Origin of the sequence: Paenibacillus sinopodophylli (assembly GCF_005930355.1) — a bacterium.
Lineage (GTDB): Bacteria > Bacillota > Bacilli > Paenibacillales > Paenibacillaceae > Pristimantibacillus > Pristimantibacillus sinopodophylli.
Map to the genome: position 1 here is coordinate 35,238 of NZ_VDBO01000017.1, position 21,979 is coordinate 57,216.

The 21,979-nt window shown below is 48.4% G+C and carries 21 protein-coding genes and 1 riboswitch; of the genes, 14 read left to right on the plus strand and 7 right to left on the minus strand.

Annotated elements, in window-relative coordinates; all coding sequences use genetic code 11:
• The first annotated feature begins 21 nt into the window (after window positions 1-21).
• From FGT79_RS27860 to FGT79_RS27875, 4 genes are all read left to right on the plus strand, one after another.
• Window positions 22-1,992 (plus strand): cbb3-type cytochrome c oxidase subunit I, encoded by a 1,971-nt coding sequence (locus tag FGT79_RS27860; RefSeq protein ID WP_138756111.1) that lies wholly within the window; start codon window positions 22-24, stop codon window positions 1,990-1,992.
• Window positions 1,992-2,621, plus strand: a complete 630-nt coding sequence (gene cyoC / locus FGT79_RS27865; RefSeq protein WP_138756112.1) for a cytochrome o ubiquinol oxidase subunit III — start codon at window positions 1,992-1,994, stop codon at window positions 2,619-2,621. The genes FGT79_RS27860 and cyoC overlap by 1 nt, the downstream gene beginning before the upstream one ends.
• Before the next feature lies 1 nt (window position 2,622).
• A complete protein-coding gene (cyoD, locus tag FGT79_RS27870) occupies window positions 2,623-2,955 on the plus strand; it encodes a cytochrome o ubiquinol oxidase subunit IV (protein ID WP_138756113.1) in 333 nt (110 codons plus the stop codon).
• Window positions 2,956-3,122: 167 nt separating this feature from the next.
• Complete coding sequence (locus FGT79_RS27875; RefSeq protein ID WP_342778549.1) at window positions 3,123-4,151, plus strand: GNAT family N-acetyltransferase; 1,029 nt, start codon at window positions 3,123-3,125, stop codon at window positions 4,149-4,151.
• Window positions 4,152-4,358: 207 nt separating this feature from the next.
• Here the strand turns inward: FGT79_RS27875 and FGT79_RS27880 are convergent, their stop codons facing one another.
• From FGT79_RS27880 to FGT79_RS27900, 5 genes are all read right to left on the minus strand, one after another.
• Window positions 4,359-5,051, minus strand: coding sequence for a hypothetical protein (locus tag FGT79_RS27880; RefSeq protein ID WP_138756115.1), 693 nt, complete (start codon window positions 5,049-5,051; stop codon window positions 4,359-4,361).
• Window positions 5,048-6,223 carry a hypothetical protein gene (locus FGT79_RS27885; protein ID WP_212758645.1) on the minus strand — a complete coding sequence of 392 codons (1,176 nt, stop codon included), beginning with the start codon at window positions 6,221-6,223 and terminating at the stop codon, window positions 5,048-5,050. Before FGT79_RS27885 ends, FGT79_RS27880 begins: the two co-directional genes overlap by 4 nt.
• A 34-nt stretch (window positions 6,224-6,257) precedes the next feature.
• Window positions 6,258-6,827 (minus strand): zf-HC2 domain-containing protein, encoded by a 570-nt coding sequence (locus tag FGT79_RS27890; protein WP_138756116.1) that lies wholly within the window; start codon window positions 6,825-6,827, stop codon window positions 6,258-6,260.
• Window positions 6,824-7,279, minus strand: a complete 456-nt coding sequence (locus FGT79_RS27895; protein ID WP_246096662.1) for a sigma-70 family RNA polymerase sigma factor — start codon at window positions 7,277-7,279, stop codon at window positions 6,824-6,826. The genes FGT79_RS27890 and FGT79_RS27895 overlap by 4 nt, the downstream gene beginning before the upstream one ends.
• A 353-nt stretch (window positions 7,280-7,632) precedes the next feature.
• Window positions 7,633-8,157, minus strand: a complete 525-nt coding sequence (locus tag FGT79_RS27900; protein WP_138756118.1) for a YwhD family protein — start codon at window positions 8,155-8,157, stop codon at window positions 7,633-7,635.
• 105 nt (window positions 8,158-8,262) lie between these two features.
• Here FGT79_RS27900 and FGT79_RS27905 point away from each other — a divergent pair, with 105 nt between their 5' ends.
• The 9 genes from FGT79_RS27905 to FGT79_RS27945 all read left to right on the plus strand — a co-directional run bounded on the left by FGT79_RS27905 (window position 8,263) and on the right by FGT79_RS27945 (window position 18,713).
• A complete protein-coding gene (locus tag FGT79_RS27905; protein WP_138756119.1) occupies window positions 8,263-10,278 on the plus strand; it encodes a M1 family metallopeptidase in 2,016 nt (671 codons plus the stop codon).
• A gap of 24 nt (window positions 10,279-10,302) precedes the next feature.
• Window positions 10,303-11,121 carry a hypothetical protein gene (locus tag FGT79_RS27910; protein WP_246096663.1) on the plus strand — a complete coding sequence of 273 codons (819 nt, stop codon included), beginning with the start codon at window positions 10,303-10,305 and terminating at the stop codon, window positions 11,119-11,121.
• Window positions 11,122-11,250: 129 nt separating this feature from the next.
• Window positions 11,251-11,835: a hypothetical protein gene (locus FGT79_RS27915; RefSeq protein ID WP_138756120.1), complete on the plus strand. Its 585-nt coding sequence runs from the start codon at window positions 11,251-11,253 to the stop codon at window positions 11,833-11,835.
• Window positions 11,836-12,013: 178 nt separating this feature from the next.
• Window positions 12,014-13,519 carry a spore germination protein gene (locus FGT79_RS27920; protein WP_138756121.1) on the plus strand — a complete coding sequence of 502 codons (1,506 nt, stop codon included), beginning with the start codon at window positions 12,014-12,016 and terminating at the stop codon, window positions 13,517-13,519.
• A gap of 41 nt (window positions 13,520-13,560) precedes the next feature.
• Complete coding sequence (locus FGT79_RS27925) at window positions 13,561-14,661, plus strand: GerAB/ArcD/ProY family transporter (RefSeq protein WP_171056485.1); 1,101 nt, start codon at window positions 13,561-13,563, stop codon at window positions 14,659-14,661.
• Window positions 14,658-15,884, plus strand: a complete 1,227-nt coding sequence (locus FGT79_RS27930; protein WP_138756123.1) for a Ger(x)C family spore germination protein — start codon at window positions 14,658-14,660, stop codon at window positions 15,882-15,884. Before FGT79_RS27925 ends, FGT79_RS27930 begins: the two co-directional genes overlap by 4 nt.
• An 18-nt stretch (window positions 15,885-15,902) precedes the next feature.
• Complete coding sequence (locus FGT79_RS27935) at window positions 15,903-16,112, plus strand: hypothetical protein (RefSeq protein WP_138756124.1); 210 nt, start codon at window positions 15,903-15,905, stop codon at window positions 16,110-16,112.
• A 467-nt stretch (window positions 16,113-16,579) separates the two neighbouring features.
• Window positions 16,580-16,731: riboswitch (cyclic di-AMP (ydaO/yuaA leader) on the plus strand.
• A gap of 3 nt (window positions 16,732-16,734) precedes the next feature.
• Window positions 16,735-17,211 (plus strand): C40 family peptidase, encoded by a 477-nt coding sequence (locus FGT79_RS27940; protein ID WP_138756125.1) that lies wholly within the window; start codon window positions 16,735-16,737, stop codon window positions 17,209-17,211.
• 158 nt (window positions 17,212-17,369) lie between these two features.
• Window positions 17,370-18,713 (plus strand): FAD-binding domain-containing protein, encoded by a 1,344-nt coding sequence (locus FGT79_RS27945; protein WP_138756126.1) that lies wholly within the window; start codon window positions 17,370-17,372, stop codon window positions 18,711-18,713.
• A 137-nt stretch (window positions 18,714-18,850) separates the two neighbouring features.
• Here FGT79_RS27945 and FGT79_RS27950 read toward each other — a convergent pair whose 3' ends face one another.
• Window positions 18,851-20,086: an MFS transporter gene (locus FGT79_RS27950; protein ID WP_138756127.1), complete on the minus strand. Its 1,236-nt coding sequence runs from the start codon at window positions 20,084-20,086 to the stop codon at window positions 18,851-18,853.
• Window positions 20,087-20,193: 107 nt separating this feature from the next.
• Here FGT79_RS27950 and FGT79_RS27955 point away from each other — a divergent pair, with 107 nt between their 5' ends.
• Entirely contained in the window at window positions 20,194-20,706 is a 513-nt protein-coding gene (locus FGT79_RS27955; protein WP_138756128.1) for a GNAT family N-acetyltransferase, read from the plus strand.
• Window positions 20,707-20,710: 4 nt separating this feature from the next.
• Here the strand turns inward: FGT79_RS27955 and FGT79_RS27960 are convergent, their stop codons facing one another.
• Window positions 20,711-21,946 carry an EAL domain-containing protein gene (locus tag FGT79_RS27960; protein ID WP_138756129.1) on the minus strand — a complete coding sequence of 412 codons (1,236 nt, stop codon included), beginning with the start codon at window positions 21,944-21,946 and terminating at the stop codon, window positions 20,711-20,713.
• Window positions 21,947-21,979 lie beyond the last annotated feature (33 nt).

Consider the following 21,979-nt stretch of genomic DNA (forward strand, 5'->3'; position numbering starts at 1 on the left):
AAACTTTTAGGAGGATCCCTCATGTTAGACAAAATTAAACAATTCGCATCCGAATTTTTCGTTACTGGTGATCCGCTGATTCTAGGGGCTCAGGTGTCCATCGGCTTATCGCTTGTCGCGATTTTATTCGTGCTTACTTTCTTCAAAAAATGGCGCTGGCTCTGGACCGAATGGTTAACGAGCGTCGATCATAAGAAAATCGGTATCATGTATATTATTGCATCCATCCTGATGCTGTTCCGCGGCGGCGTTGATGCGCTGCTCATGCGGGTTCAACTAGCCGCACCGCAATTAGAATTTCTAAATCCTGAGCATTATAACGCGATATTCACGACGCACGGCGTCATTATGATTCTGTTTATGGCGATGCCGCTCATGTTTGGTTTATTCAATATCGTCGTACCGCTCCAGATTGGTGCCCGCGACGTAGCTTTTCCGTTCCTGAACTCTCTGAGCTTCTGGATGTTCTTCTTCGGAGCGATGCTGTTCAACGTATCATTCATTATCGGCGGATCGCCGGACGCTGGCTGGCTGGCTTACCCGCCACTTTCCGAGCTCTCAGGCAGTCCAGGTCTTGGTCAAGATTTCTATATTTGGGGTATTCAAATTTCAGGAATCGGCTCCTTGGCAACGGGTATCAACTTTGTCGTCACCATCCTCAAGATGCGTGCGCCAGGCATGAAGCTTATGCAAATGCCAATGTTCGTCTGGTCCGTACTATCGTCATGTATTACCATTATGTTCGCATTCCCGATTCTTACCGTTACATTGTTCCTACTGTTCATTGACCGCTATCTGGGCGCCCACTTCTTCACGCTCGATGGCGGCGGCAACCCAATGATGTACATCAACCTCATCTGGATGTGGGGACATCCTGAGGTATATATCGTCATTCTACCAGCCTTCGGTATATTCTCTGAGGTCGTATCAGCTTTCTCTAAGAAAAAGCTGTTTGGCTACAAATCGATGGTATTCGCCCTCATGTCCATCAGCTTCTTCTCGTTCTTTACTTGGGCGCATCACTTCTTCACCATGGGCTCCGGCGCCAATGTTAATGCGTTCTTCGCATTGACGACGATGCTCATTGCTATACCAACTGGGGTTAAAGTATTCAACTGGCTGTTCACGATGTATCGCGGTCGATTATCGTTTCCGACTCCGATGATGTGGACAATTGCGTTCATTCCTTGCTTTGTTATCGGCGGGATGACCGGTGTCCTCTTATCCGTAGCACCTGCTGACTTCCAGTTCCATAACAGCTACTTCCTGATCGCGCATTTCCATCAGGTACTGATCGGCGGCGTTGTGTTCGGATACTTCGCAGGTCTTTACTACTGGTGGCCAAAAATGTTCGGCTTCCGCCTGCATGAAGGTCTTGGCAAATGGGCTTTCTGGTTCTGGAATATCGGTTTCTATGTCTGCTTCATGCCGCAATACGCTCTAGGATTAATGGGTATGACACGCCGCTTCAACGCCTACGACTTCGATATGGGTTGGCAGCCGCTTAATGTTGTATCGACTGTCGGCGCATTCTTGATGGGTATGGCGTTTATATTCCAAGTGTGGCAGATTGCCCATAGCATTCGTTTCTTCAAGAAAGAAAAAGACGGCGATGCTTGGGATGGCCGTACACTGGAATGGTCCATTCCATCTCCTGCTCCACTCTACAACTTCGCCCGCTTGCCGCAGGTGACAAGTCAAGATGAGTGGTGGGAAGAGAAGCAGCGTATTGCAAACGGCCAGCCTGCCAAGCCACTTTCGAAGCTTGAACCGATTCATATGCCTAAAAACTCCGGTATCCCTTTTATTATGTCGCTCTGCTGGTTCGTAGCTGGCTTCGGCTTCGTATGGGATTGGCTGTGGATGGCAATACCAGGTCTAATCGGTGTAGCTATCTGCATGCTCGTTCGTTCGTTCTCCTATGATACCGATTATTACATCCCGGTAGATGAGATCGAGCGCACGGAAGCCGCATTAAGGGGGACTAAATAATGGCACATGCAGTATCCAATCCAGCAGGGGCACATGGCGGACACGGCGACGGTCACCATGAGGAGCATCACGATCAAGAATCGATGAAAATGTTCGGCTTCTGGCTGTTTCTTATAACAGATGTTATTCTATTCGGTACATTATTTGCGACCTTTGTCGTCCTTCGTCTTAATACAGACGGAGGCCCGACGGGTGCAGAACTGCTTGAGATGAACGGGATCATTATTTCGACCTTCATCCTGCTTACAAGTAGCTTTACGAGCGGTATTGCGGTGCTTGAGATGAACAAGGGCAATAAGCGCGGGTTGATTCTGTGGCTTGCTATTACCGCTTTGCTAGGTGCTTCCTTTATTTTCCTAGAAGTTAACGAGTTTATCCATTTGGTTCATGAAGGCGCGAATATCGGTACTAGTGCCTACTGGTCTGCATTCTTCGTTCTAGTCGGAACGCATGGTCTTCACGTTTCCGTCGGACTTGTCTGGATGATTGCACTCATGATACAGCTCGGACGTCGAGGTATTAGTCCAGTCACGAAACGCAAAGTCAGCATTGTCAGCCTGTACTGGCATTTCTTGGACGTCGTATGGATTTTCGTATTCACAATTGTTTATTTGATGGGGGTGATGTAGGATGTCGAACCACAACTCACATGGTCATGAGGCACAGCACAACTCCCATGGCGGATCGATGAAGTCCTATGTCATCGGCTTCCTGCTCTCTATCATTCTCACGATTATTCCACTCGTAGTCGTCATGAATGACCTGCTCAGCAAAACAGCAACGATCGTGCTCATTCTTATCATGGCCGTCCTGCAGTTTGCCGTGCAGCTCATTTTCTTCATGCACATCCGAGATGAAGAGAAGCCGCGTTTCAATCTGATGGCGCTTATTTTCGGACTTGTCATCCTGCTGACGATTGTAGCTGGTTCGGTCTGGATTATGACATACAACGCGGTTGGCTAATTACGACCGCAGCACGTTCTATACTAGGAAACCCGTTCCAGTCCTTGCGACGATGGAACGGGTTTTTTTTCATTTGACCATGATTAGATATAGTTAAACTTTACCTTTCGACCGCCGCTTTACCTATGCCATACTAGCCATATGAGCAAGGCCAACTAAAACATGAGGTGATTAACATAACCATTATTTTTCGCCCTTTGCAATTACCGGATGACTATGAGCAGCTAGCTCGATTGCTGAATCAAGTATGGTCCGAACCAACTACTGCAGAACGACTTCTGGAGGATGATCAGAAGCTGTATGAGGTCGGACATACTTGGATGGACGAGAACAGACTGCTTGGCGGATACGATAGAGAGCGCCATGCTGCCGTTAATGAGCAAGGAAAAATTGTAGGCTACGCTTGGTCATGGCGGGCACCCTGGACGGAGCCTGGCTATTTGTGCAATACGCTCGTTGTAGACGAGGCTTATCGCAACCGCGGAATCGGTGGGATGCTGTTGCGCCATATCACACAATGGGCATTCAAGCTTGGTGCGGCTGCTCTTATTACAGAAATATGGGACGACAATGAGGAAGCACGGCAGTTCGCAGTGAAACGCGGCTTTGCGATCGAACGCCATGCATTCCAGTCGCTTCTTCAGCTTCAAGGCCAAGAAGACTTGCCGGCTGTTCAAATGCCAGAGCAGCTTGGTCTGCGTATCCTTACACTAGCGGATGAACCTGGCGACGAAAGCGAGCATAAACTCTATGAGCTGTACAAGGAGTCGTTAGTCGACATCCCAGGGTTTATGGGAGAAGTTCCTGCCTATGAAGAATGGCTCAAATGGTACTTGCAAGTAGATGGCTATGCACCTGAGCATGTTATTATAGCTGCGGACGGAAACGTGTTTGTGGGTGTAACTAATGTGCTTCATAATCGTGAAACGAACGGCATGTATCACGAATATACGGGCGTGGCCCGTGCTTACCGCGGCAGGCAAATTGCACTTGCTTTGAAGGTAAAAGCGATCGAACTGGCTCGGCAGCACGGCGCTGCCTACATTCGCACCGATAACGATTCCTTAAACAAGCCCATTCTTGCGATTAATGGCAAGCTTGGCTATGTACCGCTTCGAGGCTCTTATCGCATCCTTGCGCCGCTGGAGAATGTGCTGACAAGCCTGAACCAACTGGAGCCGCAGGCAGCTGATTGAACACTGATAGATAAGGCTGCTCGTAGGGAATACCGCTATGCAGTTACTCTACCTATAGCAGTCGGACGCAGTAGCTAAAGAGTTATGTGCTGCTGAGGCTCCTTTTAACGAAAGCTCAGCTCTACCTGCAGCAACAAACTGAAAAGGGCTGTCGGCTTTGGTCTATTACCCCTGCCGACAGCCCTTTTATTCGTACCTTGCTCTGCATTAACGTCCTTTTTCTACAACCTCAATTCCCTTAGGAACGACCAGCGTCAAACCAGCATCTACCGTGTCAGAGAACAGCCCGCCTTCACGCCGTTCAACCAATCCGACCATCACATACATCGTTGTGCCGACAACCTTTGTTTGCAGCATTTTATTGTCCAGTCGGTCCAGCTTCTCTGCGGACCAGTACCTGATCTGGCCAAGAAGTTGAAGCTCTCGCCCGTCCGTCTGGTCAATCTCGACCCCATCTAATGCTTGAACAACAATTTTACTAATATCTGCAGGAACCTTTATCGTTTTTGACTCTACGAAAGCAGAGCGCTCCGTCATATGCAGTCCTCGCTGCAGCTCATCGAACAACCCGGTTGACATCAAGAGAGCAAGTCCCAGGCTTACCATGCCAATAACACCTACAAAAAACACACTTATCCAATCATAACGAACAACTGCACGCTCACTGCTGGAGAATTTAAGGTAGAGCAGTAGCTCCGCTCCCAGCATAATAAATACAATGGGAGCCACCCACAGCAGTACCTCGTACGCCTCAATATCCTGCCATAGAGACACAGCAAGCGCCGTACCAATAAGCATCAAGGTTACACCCATTGATAACGAGCCTACGCGCCATGTTCGGACGCTGCCCCCTCGAATAGTCGCAGGCTCAGGAGAGAGCGGCTGATTTATCGTATTCAATGCGATTCCTCCTCACGCTTAACAAGCGATGACTTCGAGAGCTCAGGCGGTTTCCCTCTGAACTTATCCACTTGCGCACGGCTTCCAAAGGCTAAACGCAAACCCACCACAATCATAATAAAAGCAACCACTGCGGTTGGAATCATGTATTTCACTTGCATATATTGATTATACATTTGACTTGAGATATGAGAGGTTAACTCAACTGCTACGCGGTCAAGCAGGTAATAAACGCCAAAACCTAGAAGTCCAAATCCGAACCAACGCTGATAAGGAACGAGCTGGGTAAGAACGGGCTCATCCGAAAGCTCCTCCCGCTCGTAACGAGAAGTTTGCTGCAGCGCATCGAAGAATGCGTAGCACCAAAATAATGGCAGCAGGAAGATGAACAGCGATAACCGCAAATTATCCATAATGAATACCGTTAGAAGAAAGCCGCCCATCAACTGCAAGCCGCGCTTTTGAAGGCCCAAGTACAGATGCCCCGCGCCTGGGAATGTAGATAAGGCAATGGCGACTACCTTGCTCTTGCGTCCTGATGAGAGATAGGCTTCCATATCCTCGAATATCGCCCGGTCTACCAGAAGCTCGCCTCGCTGCTTCGCTTGCAACTGACGGAGGGCGTCAAACATACTGTAAATCCAGATGATAGGCAGGGCTAGCAAGAAAACTAGCAACTCTGCCCTATGAAAGATAATACTCAAAAAAACAATAATGGCGAACCAGCCAATAAAGGCGATTAGAAGCGTAATCCCCCGCTGCATAAGGCCTATATTCATATGGCCTAAACCTGGAATGAAGGAGAACAGAATCGTCCGCGATTTCTCCCGCTGATTCTCAAACTCCTGAGGAACAAACGCAGGACCAAAGTGATCGGCTGTATGCTCGAGAGGATGCTGATGTCTAGGATACGGCGATACGCCTTTGCCAACCAGAAGCGTAAACAGCATATCCACCATGTTAATACCCCACACTAGCGCTGCTGCGAACATCAAAAAAATGAAAACCTCAGAATCGATATGTCCGCCCATCACGCCCAAAAGAAAGAGCAAGCCTAAGGAGCCAAAAAAACCTCCCCCATACAATACGGCACGTACGGGGCGTCCAATATAGCCATGCCCGACACCAGGCAGAAATGCTAGCAGAAACGCGACTAACGGGCTTTTATTCATGCTGCTTCAATCCTTTCTCATTTCTAATTTTCAATTATTTGAAACGTGCTGCCTTCAAGCCATCGAGCCATGTGCCCGTTTGATCAACCAATCGGTTCGACCACGATTCTGAATGATTGTCCTTGCCTGTGTTCGGCTGCGGCTTCGTGGCCTGCTGCGCGTTCTCATCCATGTCGAACTGCGCCAGCCTTTGAGAGAAGGAAGAGAACGTTCCGCTGAACAGCAGCAGCAATGTAATCGATGCTGCAATCGTATAATGCGCCACAGGATGCTGCAGCCAGCTCCGAAGTTTGGGCCGCTTCTCCTGCCTAGCAGTGGATAGAATCGGCTCTACAGCTTCGTCTTGCTGCTGCTCACCCAGCAGTAGCGAGACAATCCGCTTCTCCATAAGATTCATATCAGGAAGCATCACTTGAGACAAGCCTGTATCACCGGAAGCCGCCCCCTGCTCCTCTGTCTCAGACGCTTCCAGCTCCGTCATGAACATCTGCAAACAGTGTTCGCAAGCTTCCATATGCAACTCGATCTCAGACCGCTCAATGTCTGTCAGCTTGTCAGCTATATATAGAATCATTGGGCCTTGCGATAGATGCTCATCCCTCATTCGAAATCCTCCTTCCGCCAGTGGCGCCTCATCCAGCTTCTAGCACGGTACAGCCTTGACTCCACGCTCTTACGCTCGAGTCCAGTTTCTGCCGCAATCTGCTCATACGACTTATCTTCCATATAGTAAGCCGTAACGACTTCACGATAATTATCAGGCATTTCATCTACTCTGTCCCGAACCTGCTGCCGGTCTGACTGCTCCAGCGCAACTAGCTCGGCAGCAGGCATGCCGGCATGATCCGCCGCTTGCCTCGCCTCCGCTAGCGAATCGCTGTCGCCAAGCTCCTCTGGCCTTCGCGCTTTGCTGCGCTTGAAATCAATTGAACGATTCACGGCGATGCGCGTAATCCATGTCTTCAACCCATCTAATCGGCAATCCGGAAGGGAACGATAGATTTGCAGCAGCACTTCCTGCGTCACATCCTCCGCGTCATGCGGAGAGCGAAGCACTGCGAAGACTGTTCTATATATGTAAGGGCCATAAGCTTGTACGAAAGGGCCATAATGCTCGGGCCCGCCCTTCTGTACGGCTTTAATCCAATCCTCGTCTTGAATGTCGCTCTCCCCCTTCCCAACCTAATAGACGACAGCCGGTCATTCTTACCCTGCACATACACTAAAAATAATTTCATACTTACAAGCCAAGGTGAAACGGCTATCGCCGTCCTTTGGTAGTGCAGCACGGTGCCCACTTACGCAAAAACCTCATCTTTCGCCGGGTTTGCCCTTGCGAACGATGAGGTTCTTAATCACTATTAATGCGTACGCTCCGTTACATCCAGGCCTGCCTTGCTGCCAAATAATTAAACATCTAAAGCCTGTTTAAGCTCATCCGGCGAGCGGTTCCACCATTCCAAATTATGCTCAATCAGCAGCTTGCGAAGCGCCGCTTTATCCACTTCACCAAGCTCCGTCAGGTTATAGCGACGCTTAATGGAATGATCCAACTTGTTTACATGATCAGCTAGAATTTTCCAACCACGGCGCGCCTCGGAATCAATTAGCATCTCACATGCCGTTGCGCCCGCGTAATAAGAGCCTTCCTCATTACGGTCTACAGCTACCCAAACAATCCAGCATTGGCGTCCGTTTGGCGTATCCTCTTTGTTTGGCGTGAACTTAATACCGCGCTCTACCTTGCTTTTGGCATGCATCGCACCAACATCGATATAAGCGACTCCGTCATCAATAATGATACAGGATACGGCGCTTAGATCAATTGTTCCCGCACCGAAGCCTTTATGTTGTTTGCTGCTCACTACGTTGAGCGACAGTGATTTCTTTTCCTTTTTTTCCGGCTGTACTGGCTGTCCTTGTTCTTCCGTCATGCGTATTCACACCTTCCCCATACAATAATTCCATTTTAGCTAATAATCATCGAAAAGCAAACATATACATGCTTTAGATGCTTGTCAACGGGAGGGAAACGTTCAATGACTCCACGCTATATCAAACGATTTTTACTCGTAATACTCGCAGTCGTCATGCTCGGCTTATCGGTGCAATACGGCTTCGGGAATGCTTGGCAATCCCAATATACTTATGCATTCGCCCCCGCCGCTAAAGCCAAGCAAGCACCAGCCCCTGCCCCGAAATCGGCCAAGCCGCCCGCTGTGCAGGAACCAAACACCGTTATGACCCCCAAGCCGCAGGAGCTCAGCAAGCGTGTCGTTGAGTACCATATAAGCGTTCATCTGGTTGATGACGCCAAGGGCCTGAATGGTGATCAGACTGTAACTTGGATCAATCCCGGCAAAAAAACAGTGTCCGAGCTCTACTTCCATCTTTACCCCAATGCTTTTCATTCCGAGCAGTCCACGTTCATGAAGGAGTCGGGGGGCAAGCTTAGACAAGACGAAGCGACACTGAACAGCCGTGGCTACATGAAGCTGCTTACACTCGAAACCATTGATGGCGAGAGCCTGCTGCCGCGCCTGCAATATGTGCAGCCGGATGATGGCAACAGTAATGACTTCACTTTGGCCAAGATCCGTCTTCCAGAGCCAGTCACGCCAGGCCAATCGGTTACGCTGCGTATGGGCTTCGAGGTCAAGCTGCCTGAAGTGTTCGCGAGAATGGGCTATTCCGGTGACTTCGTCATGGCAGGACAGTGGTTCCCTAAGCTTGCCGTGTACGAGCCAACAGGGACGCGCGGACGAACAGCTGAAGGTTGGAATGTTCACCAGTACCATGGGAACTCAGAGTTCTACAGCGACTTCGGCATATACAGCGTTAGAATTAAAGTGCCTGAAGCTTACACAGTTGCTGCTACTGGCTTCCAAACCAAGCCTATCGAGATCAAAGACCAAATGAAGGTCTATCAATTCTATGCAGACGATGTGCATGACTTTGCATGGTCAGCTTCTCCAGACTTTGTCTATGAAGAGACAGCCTATTCCGATACAGGCATCCCAGGCGTGCGTATCAAACTATACCTTGATCCGTCGCATGCTGCCCTGAAGGACCGCTACATGCATGCAGCCAAGTCTGCGCTCGCAAGCTACGCCAAGTGGTACGGCGAATATCCATACAGCACGCTATCTATAGTCGTTCCTCCCAAAGGGGCGAACGGTGCCGGCGGTATGGAATATCCGACGCTTGTTACCGCCTTTGCAGCGGAAAAGCAGAATCCTGGCTACGACCTGGAGCGTACGGTCGTTCATGAGATTGGACACCAGTACTGGTATGGTATGGTTGCCTCCAATGAATTCGAAGAGGCATGGCTGGATGAAGGCTTTACGTCCTATGCCGAAGACAAAGTAATGGAAACGACTTACGGCGTAGAGCCTAACTTACGAGTCGAAGCCAGCTATATGACCGATCCTGCTCCACTCAAGCAGCCTTCTTGGGCTTATGGAACACATTCCCAATATGCAGAAAACGTATACTTACGCGCTAAGCTCGTGCTTATCGGCATCGAGAATCAAGTAGGCTCCCGAACGATGCAAAAAATTCTACGTACTTATTTCCAGAAATACAAATTCAAGCACCCGACCTCCTCCGACTTTCAGCGGGTCGTTGAACAGGTCACGAAAAACAAATGGCATGACTATTTCAGCCAATATGTATATGACAATCAGATGGCAGATTTCTCTGTCGAATCTATTCATGTCCGTCCGATCACACAGGATGGCGAGAATCTGTACGAATCTATCGTTCTAGTCAAAAAGAACGGCGGCAGCAATGGCGACATTAAGGTTCTCCTGCGATTTACCGACGGATCAGAGGTTGTGAAGCTATGGAATGCCGAGGAATCACATATGCAGTATAAGCTTGTACATGCCTCTCCGCTCGAATGGGCGATGGTTGACCCGAATTACAGCAATGTGCTTGATAACAAGATCATCAACAACTATATGCAGGCCAAGCTTCCCGAAGCTACGAGAACGAGATGGAGCCTCGGCACGGTCAAGCTGATTGAAGGTCTGCTCGGGTCGCTGGGCTGGTAAGTAACTGCGTTCAAGGAGCGATAAATGATGAAAATACATGTGAAGCAAGGCTGGCAGCTGGCGGTCAAGCATTTCTACCTGATCATCTTATTATTTCTGTATCAGCTGCTATGGGGATTCTTTCTCTACCGTTTTATTGATTCCGTAGTAGCACCGCTGCTCCGCAGATATCCCGGCGCCTACCCGTCGGATGCCGCGGCTCAAGCTTTCATGACGGAAGCTCAATTCCAGCTTTTCAAAACCGATCTCATCTCCCCATACGTATGGACACTCGGAGGCCTATTAGCAGTTCGAATGCTGCTCACTCCCCTGTTCAACGCCGGGCTCTTCTATTCTTTCAATCAGGCACGCTCAGATGGCAGCACTCGGTTCTTGGAAGGGATTCGTCAAAAATGGAAGCCGGTCGTTCTACTCTATTGGATCGAAGCCATCCTATCCATCGCTCCAGCTTGGTATGTACTGCCGCGTTCCCTAGACGCGCTAATGGAGAGCGGCTCCACACCCGAGCTGCTGCAAGCCATTCTGCCCGGGGCAGCTTTGTGGCTGCTCTGGGGAACGCTGCTGCACTTGCTGTTCCTCGCCATGCAGCTTGGAGCCGCTTCGGGAGAAGGCATATTCCGTGCACTGTGGCGAGCTCTCCGCAACTTCCTCTCCTATGCAGCGATCTCGCTCATTATGTGGGGAATCGGGGCTGCAGCCGGGCTCGTAGCAACAAGCTTATCCATGCTGTGGGCTGGTCTTTTCGCACTCATTCTGCACCAGGGATACCACCTCGTTCGTACGCTTATGAAGGTATGGACGATAGCTGCACAGTACGATTGCCTGCAAACCAAACAGCTATAGCAGGAACAAGCCTTCAAACCGCGACTCTCGTGGGAATGAAGGCTTTTTATTTGTCTGCGCTGCGCAACTAAATGACCTCGCCATTGTATACATAGATGTAAGAAATCATACGTTGGGGGATACACGCAAATGATGCGTAAAAAACTAGTTATTTTATCTATGACCTTACTCTTAGCCGGTGGTTCGATCGTGGCGGCAGACAAATTAATGCAGAAGGTTACGCTGCTTTACAATAATAAGCAATCGCTTGAAGACGGACTCCTTGTAGACGATAAAGTATACGTCAACATTCGCTCATTATCCGATTCCCTGCAAGCTTTTATCCAATGGAGAGGCAGCGAGAAGAAGCTGATCATCCAGAAGCCTAACGTCCATATGTTCATGATGAACGAGAAGCGAACCATGTTCGGGCAAGTGGAAAAGGGAAGCGTGCAGAAATTTCTGGTACAAGCGCAAATCGATAATCTGAATGTAGCGATTACGGAATTCAAGGTGACGATTACGGACCCTAATGATAAAGAAACAACGATAGATAGACGCAGCCAGGACGATGATGATTTCAAGGAGTTCGTCGAGAAGGATACCTTCTGGTTCAGCTCCAAGCTTGTTTCGTATGACTTCAAATTCAGCGGGAAATATAAGCTGCGTTTCTATATGGAGCAGAAGAACGGCGATTCGCAGCTCATTTCCGAGAAAGTCATCACCGCCAAATAAACAGGTTCACAAAGAAGAGGCCCTCCCATTGTCATCTATAGTGACCCTTGGGAGGGCTTCTTTGTGCTGTATGAACTGGTTATACCTGCTGGTCAAATTTAATCTGTACATAGTCAAGGCACTCGCTGGAAATTATAAGATAATGAGATCCTATTCTGCTCAGAAAGCGAGGGTTCAGATGAACAAATATACACTTGGAAAAAAGAAAAGTCTGTCTTCTCGTTCGAAGGAGCAGAATGATAAACTTTCAACACCCTTATCCTCTGATCTCAGCACGAATGAGCAGATGTTGAAAGCCGAGTTTCATAACAACGCGGATGTCACTTTTCATCCTTTTCAGATTAATCATCAGACTGATGCACTGCTGGTCTATCTTTCCACCTTATGCGATACCGAGCAGCTCGACCATCTCGTTCTTGCACCTCTGTTGAATCGATATCCGGATAACTTGCCTGTTCACGTCAGTCGATTGCGGAATGTCATTCCGTTATCGAAAACGCAGGACATTCTCTCTCTGCATCAAGCAGTTACAGCCATTAATATTGGGCTGCCGCTTCTTCTAATTGATGGCAGCGATACAGCCGTCTCTTATGGACTGCAGAAGTATGAACAGCGCAGCATCGAGGAGCCCAGTGCCGAGTCTACTGTTCGAGGCCCTCGCGATGGGTTTACCGAAAGTATTAGCGTGAACATCTCTCTTATTCGCAAACGTTTGAAAAATCATAAACTCAAACTATTAAACATGGAGATTGGGACGGTAACTAAAACAAATATTGGTCTTGTTTATTTGGATGGCATCATGGACCCTGCCATTCTGGAAGAGGCAAAACGCAGGCTGGCTTCAATCGAAACGGACAGCATCCTTGAGAGCAGTTATGTAGAAGAGTGGATATCGGACGAACCACTTTCCCCCTTCCCTCAGCTTCTATCGACGGAACGCCCGGACGTCGTATGTGCCAACCTGCTGGAAGGACGGTTCGCGGTAATTGTTGACGGAACTCCCTTTGTGCTTATCGCACCTATTAATTTATTCTCGATGCTGCAATCACCTGAAGATTATTATCAGCATATATGGATGAGCACCTTCGTTCGATGGCTGCGTTACGTATTTTTTTTGTTGTCCCTGCTTCTCCCGTCTTTCTATATTGCCATTACAACCTACCATCAAGAAATGATACCGACGGTTCTTCTTCTCAGCATAGCCAAAGCTAGAGAGGAAATTCCTTTTCCCGCTTTAGTTGAAGCTCTCATTATGGAGATCGCCTTCGAAGCCCTCCGCGAGGCTGGCATTCGGCTGCCCAAACAGGTTGGCGCGGCTGTAAGCATAGTCGGCGCATTAATCATCGGCCAAGCTGCTACTTCTGCGGGCATTGTATCCGCCCCCATGGTCATCGTCGTAGCTACGACAGGTATTGCTTCCTTCATGATACCTCGCTATTCAGCAGGCATTGCTTCTCGTCTGCTGCGGTTTCCAATCATGCTTTTAGCCGGTGTACTTGGTCTAATCGGCTTAATGCTAGGAATGATTGTTCTTGTCATCCATTTATGCGCATTGCGTTCTTTCGGAATTCCGTATTTGTCTCCACTATCGCCCAGCTCCTCCAAATTGTTGACGGATGTATTGTCACGTGCTCCTGCTTGGAAAACAAATCGTAATAAAGTTGGCTCTACTCGCCGTCGGTAGTGGTTGTCTATACTAATTTAGAGATGTCAGGGGTTGACGTGATGATTGAACATGGAAAAATATCAGCAGCTCAGCTCAGTATTATTATGGTGCCGACTGTTCTTGCTACATCTATTCTTTCCGTGCCTAGCATTACGATGACCTACGCTGGACAAGACATGTGGCTCTCGCCAATATGGGCTTCTATTCTCGGACTAATGAGCATGTGGGTTGCTTTTGGACTCAGCAAGCTTTATCCGAAGAGTACACTTATAGAAAGCAGCGTTCTCATTCTGGGAAAGTGGGGAGGCAAGCTGTTTGGGTTGCTGTACTTATTGTTCCTTCCGCATATTACAGGTGTCATTATACGTCAATATGGTGAATTCATCGTAAGAAGTGCTCTTCCCCAAACTCCGCTATTCGCCATTGTTGTCTCTATGGTCCTTGTCTGTGCCATTAACGTACGTTCGGGTATAGAAGTCGTCGGTAGAACCGCACAAATTTTTGTTGCCATCTTTATTCTGTTTGCCGCGTTCTTGTTTGTTCTTTTAATTAGGGACCTGCACCCTGAACAAATCCTTCCGATTGGAGAGGCAGGATTACTTCCGTCTTTGCGCGGTTCTGTCGCCCCCGGCGCTTGGTTTACAGAATATATACTGCTTGCATTCCTTCTGCCGTACGTACATGATCGCCATAAAGCTCTGCATAAAAGCCTGTTGTCGATACTTGCTGTTACCCTTTCGATGGTGATCACTAACTTCGTCTGTTTGTTCTTAATGGGCGACCTTACCGACAGCTTTCAATACCCCGTCATGATTGCTGCCCGCTACATCTCGATTGCTGATTTCATGCAGCATCTTGAAGCTATCGTCATCGCCATTTGGATTGCCGGCATATTTGTGAAAATATCGATATTCATTTATGTATTCACTTTATCTACCGCCGAATGGCTTGAGCTAAAAGCATACCGTTCTCTTGTCCTTCCATTATCGTTTGTATGCGTCATATTTACCTACTGGGTCGCTACAAGTCAAACGGACATCGTCAAGTTGTACGGCACTTCAGCCAATGTCTATACGATTGTCTTACTGCTCGTAATGCCCTCACTCCTTCTGCTGACGGGAGCTATTAAAAATAAGTGGTTCAAGAGGAGATCCGCATGAGGATAAATCGATCTCCTATACGGTTTATTCGGATAGCATCACTATTCCTATCCTTGTCGACTGCAGCCATGTTGCTGCAGGGTTGCTGGGATCGGGTCGAAATTAACGATTTGGCTATCATTCTCGCGACTGGAATTGATGTGACCGACAAGCAGCGTGTTCATATATCCGTTCAGATTTTTATTCCCCGTCAGAGCGGAAGCAGCTCAAGCGGTTCAAATGGGGGCAGCGCAGGGAGCCCGAGCAGCGTAACGATGGTACAAACTGCTGATGGCGACAACATTGCCGAGGCGATGAATAGGCTGCAGCGCAAACTATCCCGGCATGTGTTTTGGGGCCATTGCGAAGCGATTGTCATCGGGAAAGATGCTGCCTCGAGCGGCATACGTCAATATTTGGATTTCCTTCTCCGATTTCCCCAAATCCGAGAGCATGCCTACGTGTACGTCAGCGAACAGCATGCGGTGGAAACCATTGCTCTCCTGCCTCCTCTAGAGCGAAGCTCGGCGGAGGTGCTGCGCGAGATGGGCAATATGAAGCTGGGTACGAAGGTTACCGTTCTTAATTTAGCCGAATCGATTGATGGTTTAAGCAAGTCGGCCGTCCTATCCCGTTTGAAGATTATCCCTTCGGCATTCGGTCAGAGCAAGTATGCTACTATGCCCTATGTTCGCGGGCTAGCGCTCTTTAAGAATGATCGTTACATTAAAAGCATCGCTGAGCCGAACAGCATCGGAATGCTCATTATGCTTAATCAGCTTGAGAACATCGTGTTTACGGTTAAGCCCGAAGGAGAAAAAACGTTCATCGCAATCCAACCATCCAACATCACTACCGATTTGACCCCCAAGGTTGTTAATGGCAAGTGGGCCATGGATATTAACGTCAGAATGAGGGGCCAGGTCATTCTGAATTCGACCAATCTATCCTTGCTTGATTCTAAAAATCTCAAGAACATTGAAGCAGCTTGGACCGAGTTGATAAAAGGGATGGTCGAGCCTGTACTCCATTTAGCACAACAGGAGCTAAAAACGGATTTTTTTGGTTACGCTCTCACATTCAGACGTTACCAAGCAAAAGAATGGGCGAAAAATAAAGAAAACTGGGAGAAGATTTACCCTAATGTTTACTCCAACCTCTCTATTCAAACGCGCATATTCGGAACGGGGAAATCGAATGATCCGCAAGGGATACCAGGACAAGCGGATAAACGGAATAAATGACAAGCGGGGTCATCGAGAATGATTGTATATGCAGCACTCGGCACCATACTGGCTACCATTACTATCGTTTGGTGGGAAGTTCGTTTATTAACCCATAAAAAGGAAAAAAATGCTGTCATTTCGATCTCACTTGGCGCATGTTTATTAGCCATGTTGCTGCTTTTCTTACCTGAAATCCCAGGCCCCACTGAGTTTGTCGTCCTGTTGCTCGGATTTCTAGACAAATAAGCGGGCTCTCTTGCAGATTTCACTTATCAGAGTCGGCACTCCAAGAAATCGAAACCTTCAAAAAGACGATCATAATGCCTCCTATGAGGAAAATTATGATCGTCTTTTTAGGCTTTGACTTTATGAGATAGCTAGAAATCGTTAAGCAGCCTCATCACATTCGAGGGTTTTTGTATGAAAATTTTCTAATCTTTTGTTGAAAATCATTCATATACCGCGCACTGCGGGACTTTAGACTTGTCCGTACAGCTAGCTCGCTGCGTGACAAATCGGTATATTTTACAAGGTATCCACATATTTAATGAAATTGAGCATTCTTATTTAGTAAGAAAGAACTACATATGGTCGATTATCTTACACAAAAAACGGTTAAACGAAGGAAATAGTCAAAAGGTTACATGAGAATTATTAGAATTTGCAATTAAAGGCAGGAGATCAATGAAAATAATCGAATAATTCTCAAGAGCAATAAAAAACGGCCTAATTCCCTATCGGGAAACGGGGGAACCACTCTGGGTGAATTGATTCCGACGTCTGATTTTTGGCAGCGCCTGAGGAATCATAGGGAACCTTCAACCGAACCCCACAGCTAACCTCGTCGGCATTGGAAGGAGTTTCACAATTGAAAAAGGTTACTGCACTACTCCTGGGTCTCGTTCTCGTCCTCACTTTCCAAGCGGGGAGCGCTTTCGCAGACTCAAAACTAAACGGATTCATCAATGATCTCATTGGTACTCCGTACAAAAGCGGCGGAACAACGTCGAAAGGTTTCGATTGCTCCGGTTTTACGAGCTTTGTGTTCGAGAAAATGGGCATCGAACTTTCACGCACTTCCGGCTCGCAAGCAAAATCAGGCACGAAGGTCGCTAAGGCTGACCTAATACCGGGAGATCTTGTGTTCTTCGACACAGTTGGTGGCAATAACAGCACCGTATCCCATGTTGGCATTTACATCGGAGATGGCAAGTTTGCTCACTCGTCCTCCAGCCGAGGCGTTGTAACAGACAAACTTAACTCCTCTTACTATGAAACCCGTTATGTGACTGCACGTCGTGTCATGGACGCGGATTCTTTCCAAACGTATGCCGACGCAAACTAGAGTAACCTACTCCGCTCCTTGAGAGCTGCAAAGGTAGGCTCACCCAGCAAAGCCGCAGTTTTTTGTCCGTTCACGACAAATGACTTGCGGCTTTGCTGTTTCATTTCAATCGGAATACGACCGTGAGAATCTCGTGTTCAAGGAAGGAGAAATACCCGATGTATTTATTTATTCACCGTAAGGACCTGCGCGTATCAGACTTGCGCGCGTTTGAATATATGAGAAGAAAAGACACGCCAGGCATTCATTTGCTCATTATAGATCCGAACCTTATAGGAGAAGGCCGCCTAACTAGTCACAGCGGACGCAACTTCATGGCCCAAGCCGCCTCTTTGCTGCACAGCTATTCTAACGCAAACAAAGAGCTGCATGTGCTTTATGGCGATCCTGCCCTGATTACCGAAGCGCTTCTGCTTGCCCATCCTATCGAAGAGGTCGTCGTCCATGCGGACTACACGCCTTATGCCCGCGAGCGGGATAACCGTATTGGACAAGCTGTTCGTGGACTAGGCCGCCGCTGGATGTCAATCGCCGATGCACCGCTTGCCGATCTTGAAGCTTTCCCGGCGTATTCCCGGCGATCGGAGCCCTACAAAGTGTTCACGCCCTTCTATCGTATGTGGAGCAGCTTTCTACTGGAGTCCTATAGCCCGATGAGCAGCACAACCGTTCATGAGCTCTCTACCCTGCAAGAACTAGACCATAAGGTGGCGCATGCATTCGCACTTCCAGAAGCTGTAGTTTGCGCGTTAGGCGGCACCAATGTAGAAGTTGCACCTAAGCCATTCGCTAAACTGGATCACTTCGTGCGTGAGGGCCTTGCCTCTTACCCAGACGTTCGCGACGCTTATGCGAATGATCAAACAAGCGGAATTGCTCGATTTCTGAATACAGGCGCCATCTCTGCTCGACATGCGTATGAGCTTACCCAAGGCCTGCCTGGTTCTGAAACCTGGATACGCCAGCTGGCATGGCGTGATTTTTACTTATATCAGGCGATGTATCATGATGATTTTTTCAAATATGAACAGCTCATTGATTTGACTCCACTCTCGGATACTCATTTCGAAGCTTGGGCAACGGCAGCAACCGGTATTCCGATCATTGATGCGGCTCTTACGCAGTTGAACCGTACGGGTGAGCTTCCCAATCGGTTACGCATGGTGACAGCCATGTTTCTGACTAAAAACCTGCTTTGCCCCTTTACGCTTGGGGAACAGTATTTCCGGCTTCATCTAAGCGACTACGATAACACGCTTAACCGCGGCGGCTGGTTATGGTGCTCATCGCTCGGGTATGATGCCGCACCTTATTTCCGAATTATGAATCCCGCGACGCAGTCGCGAACGCATAATCCTAGCGGAAGCTACATTCGCCGCTGGCTCCCTCATCTGGATCATTTGTCTGACAAGGAGATTCACCTGCCACAAAGCGGCGCGATTGTTGATCTGAAAGCATCTCGTGCAAGAGCAATCGAAATGTATAAAACGATACTGAAGTAGTGAGCTGCAATCTTACGCGCATATCGTAACGGGCAAGCAACATTTGTTTGTCGTTACTATTAAATAAACCTCCGTATTTGCTTTGAAACAGCAAACGCGGAGGTTTATTTACAATTATTCACATGTATAGGTCAAGCTCAAATGCTTATCGCTTTCCTTTGCTTCCTGCCCATAATCAGCATCGCAACCAATAGAATCAGCATGCCTGCAACGAGGCCGCTCACATACCATAAAGTTGACTGTACATCGAAACGGTCCATAAACCAGCCTGTCACACGCGGGAAGATTGCCCCTCCCAGACCGCCGAAAGCTACTAGAAGGCTTGTCGTTCTCTCTGTCATACCCGGTATTAGCTCGTTCGCATAAACCAATGCGATGCCGAATATACCGGAGAAGAATAAACCACTTAATGCCACAAGAGCCAGCATCCAGCTCAGACCACCCATCAACGCTATTAGAACAAATATAACGGATGCACCAGCAGTGGCGATCAACAAATATTTGGCATAGCCCATTCGGTCAGCCAGCACACCCGCGAACAGTCTTCCAAGCACCATGGCTCCCCAGAATAGGCTGAGCGCAGCTGCCGCGCTTGATTCGCCCATATCAGAACGTACAATAAGGATGGACGGAAGGTAATTAGAGAAGCTCATCTCCATGCCTACATAAATCATAAAAAATAATGCCGACAACAATAGGAACGGCAATGCCTTTCGCGGATAACCAAAAAAGAAAGATGCGTCTGCAGCGCCTACTTTTCGGCCTGTTTGATCCTGCGCGAGCTTTGCATCTCCCTCGCTCCGCTGTGGCATATAACCAAGCTGGTCATCCACTTCTCCGAAGGACATCGTCAGCCACAACACGAAGGTAATGCCAGACATAGCTGCCAGAATAGGGAACGAAACCTGCCAGATGCTACGTTGTATCAAATAGGCTGCGGCAATCGGGATAAGCAGCGCTCCAACTCCGAAAAAGGTTTCCAAGCGGCTCATCGCCGATGCCTTCCCGTTCTTCGCCATATCAATAATCATGGCGCCTACAACCGCCTCCGTCATTCCGAAGCCCAGCCCCGCAAGTGGAGCAATGGCAAGCATCCATCCCCATGGAAGCAAGAGACTGTAAGCTGCTTCGCTCAGAGTGAGTACACCCATCGCAATCAATACTGCGCTGCGTTTGCCGACTTTCGCTGTAATGGATGGCGCGAGCAGAACACCTACCAGAAAGCCGAGAAACTGGTTCATTATCCACTGTCCGCCATCCTTATAGGTTAAACCATAATGCGCAATAAGCTGTTCCAATATAGATCCGCCTACGACATGGGCGACTCCAATAATCAAGTAAGACAAACATCCCAGCCAAATTAATTTCTTCATTTGCACTTTCTCCTTATATACGAACGCTCTTCCGGCGCCTATCTGCTATAATAAACCTATTTCCAGCCTATTACCCGCCATTATATTCAAACAGAGGTGCAAAGCCAATGACAGATCAATTAAGCTCCAATCATTATAATCGAGATGCCTTCGATATAGCCATACATCCGCTCGAAATTTTCCACGCCATAGAAATATGCAGCTGGCGCTATGAAGCTCCGTTTGATTGCTATAATTGGCCTGCTTGGGAGCAAATGAAAAAGGACGAAATCGAATTTGGCGATTCCGTCCTTCGTGCTTCACAATATGTAGCTGTACTCGACAAAATGAATACACTCATTGGCTTCGCTCAATATTTCCCCATTGCAGGAGTGACAAGACTTGGACTCGGGCTTCGTCCAGACCTCTGCGGCCGTGGACTCGGGCCTGTCTTTACAAAACTTATCGCCAAAGAAGCAATCCGCCGCGCTCCAAGCAACGAAATTGACCTGGAGGTCATCGCTTGGAATACGCGGGCCATTCATGCTTATCAGCAAGCGGGCTTTCAAATAACCGACACCTACTCACGCTCTACCCCTGCCGGCTTTGCCGAATGCCATTGCATGGTCTACTTCCCATAGCGCTTTATAGCCGCTGGGAACCACCCTCAGAATCTTTTAAATCCATAAATAGAATAAGTCCAGGCGCAATGAGTACAGATACCGTTCGAATCCATGCATGCGAGTCGAGGTCCGTATAAGCGCGAGATACGATGGCCCTTCTGTTCTCATTCAATTGCACCAGATTAGGAACAAAATATGGACGCCAGCTCCAGTTCGCTCCTCTATATTGATCCTCCCGTTGCCACAATTGATCCGCATCGCGACCATAATTCGCAGAAAGCTGTATGCCATCCTCATTGCATAGATAAACTCTAATACAATAATCGTATAGGTTCGGAAGCAGCTCCTCGATCCATATGTCCTTCTCTCTTGGATACTCTGCTTCCTTCACAAGCTCGACCAGCTGCTGGGCAAGCTGCTCCGACTGCCGCTGCCAGTAACGCTCGGACCCGAGATAATGCACCAAATGCTGTTCAAGCTCTGCCTCTATGACTGCCGAGAAGCAAGCTGGGTCTCGAAATTCCGGCTCTGCCCTTGCAAACATGAAGCCCTGCACGTACCTGGCCCCGGCCTGAATTGAACGTGCAAGATCTTCCCGCGTCTCCACGCCCTCCACCAGCAGCGATGCCCCAATCTGCTCCGCTAAATCTGAGAAGGAGCGAAGTACTCCGAAATAGCCGTCATGCGTCGCACTTTTTTTGATCATATGGATATCGATTTTGAGCAAATTCGGCTGAATATGAGCGATTCGGTCCGTACTGCTGAATCCGCTGCCGACATCGTCAATGGCAATTAAGCAGCCGCGAGCGCGATAGAGATCGACAACGCTGCGCAGTCTCTCCATAGAACCGTGGAAGCTTTCCTCTGTAATTTCAATCACAATTCGCCGAGGATCAATACCGTATTTATCAAGCAGAGACAAGGTATAGAGCTCTCCATTCTCCTCATAGCGGTATATCCAAGAAGGCTTCAGATTGATGAAAAGCATTGGCGGCGCTTCCAATAAAGACAGCTTAGAGAATGCTTGCTCGCGAAGCAATCGATCGACAACGATATGATCCTCCTCCGCAATTTCTTCATTGCAGAAAAATGGACCCAAGCTGCGTACCGAATCACCCTTTACCGCTCGTCCAAGCACCTCATAGCCCATAATTCGTCTTGTATCCATGGCAATAATAGGCTGATAAAATGCGGCTAGCGTTTCACCGTCCAAACCAAGCGCCTTCGGCAGCAGCAGCGATGATGAGCACTCCTTCATAGCGGTCTCCTCTATGTTATATCTGTGTTATGT

What these genes read in the sequence shown, in the direction of transcription:
- FGT79_RS27860 (WP_138756111.1), top strand. Translation starts at nt 22, where the DNA reads ATGTTAGACAAAATTAAACAATTCGCATCCGAATTTTTCGTTACTGGT.
- cyoC (WP_138756112.1), top strand. Translation starts at nt 1,992, where the DNA reads ATGGCACATGCAGTATCCAATCCAGCAGGGGCACATGGCGGACACGGC.
- cyoD (WP_138756113.1), top strand. Translation starts at nt 2,623, where the DNA reads ATGTCGAACCACAACTCACATGGTCATGAGGCACAGCACAACTCCCAT.
- FGT79_RS27885 (WP_212758645.1), bottom strand. Translation starts at nt 6,223, where the DNA reads ATGAATAAAAGCCCGTTAGTCGCGTTTCTGCTAGCATTTCTGCCTGGT.
- FGT79_RS27890 (WP_138756116.1), bottom strand. Translation starts at nt 6,827, where the DNA reads ATGAGGGATGAGCATCTATCGCAAGGCCCAATGATTCTATATATAGCT.
- FGT79_RS27900 (WP_138756118.1), bottom strand. Translation starts at nt 8,157, where the DNA reads ATGACGGAAGAACAAGGACAGCCAGTACAGCCGGAAAAAAAGGAAAAG.
- FGT79_RS27905 (WP_138756119.1), top strand. Translation starts at nt 8,263, where the DNA reads ATGACTCCACGCTATATCAAACGATTTTTACTCGTAATACTCGCAGTC.
- FGT79_RS27910 (WP_246096663.1), top strand. Translation starts at nt 10,303, where the DNA reads ATGATGAAAATACATGTGAAGCAAGGCTGGCAGCTGGCGGTCAAGCAT.
- FGT79_RS27915 (WP_138756120.1), top strand. Translation starts at nt 11,251, where the DNA reads ATGATGCGTAAAAAACTAGTTATTTTATCTATGACCTTACTCTTAGCC.
- FGT79_RS27920 (WP_138756121.1), top strand. Translation starts at nt 12,014, where the DNA reads ATGAACAAATATACACTTGGAAAAAAGAAAAGTCTGTCTTCTCGTTCG.
- FGT79_RS27925 (WP_171056485.1), top strand. Translation starts at nt 13,561, where the DNA reads ATGATTGAACATGGAAAAATATCAGCAGCTCAGCTCAGTATTATTATG.
- FGT79_RS27930 (WP_138756123.1), top strand. Translation starts at nt 14,658, where the DNA reads ATGAGGATAAATCGATCTCCTATACGGTTTATTCGGATAGCATCACTA.
- FGT79_RS27935 (WP_138756124.1), top strand. Translation starts at nt 15,903, where the DNA reads ATGATTGTATATGCAGCACTCGGCACCATACTGGCTACCATTACTATC.
- FGT79_RS27945 (WP_138756126.1), top strand. Translation starts at nt 17,370, where the DNA reads ATGTATTTATTTATTCACCGTAAGGACCTGCGCGTATCAGACTTGCGC.
- FGT79_RS27950 (WP_138756127.1), bottom strand. Translation starts at nt 20,086, where the DNA reads ATGAAGAAATTAATTTGGCTGGGATGTTTGTCTTACTTGATTATTGGA.
- FGT79_RS27955 (WP_138756128.1), top strand. Translation starts at nt 20,194, where the DNA reads ATGACAGATCAATTAAGCTCCAATCATTATAATCGAGATGCCTTCGAT.
- FGT79_RS27960 (WP_138756129.1), bottom strand. Translation starts at nt 21,946, where the DNA reads ATGAAGGAGTGCTCATCATCGCTGCTGCTGCCGAAGGCGCTTGGTTTG.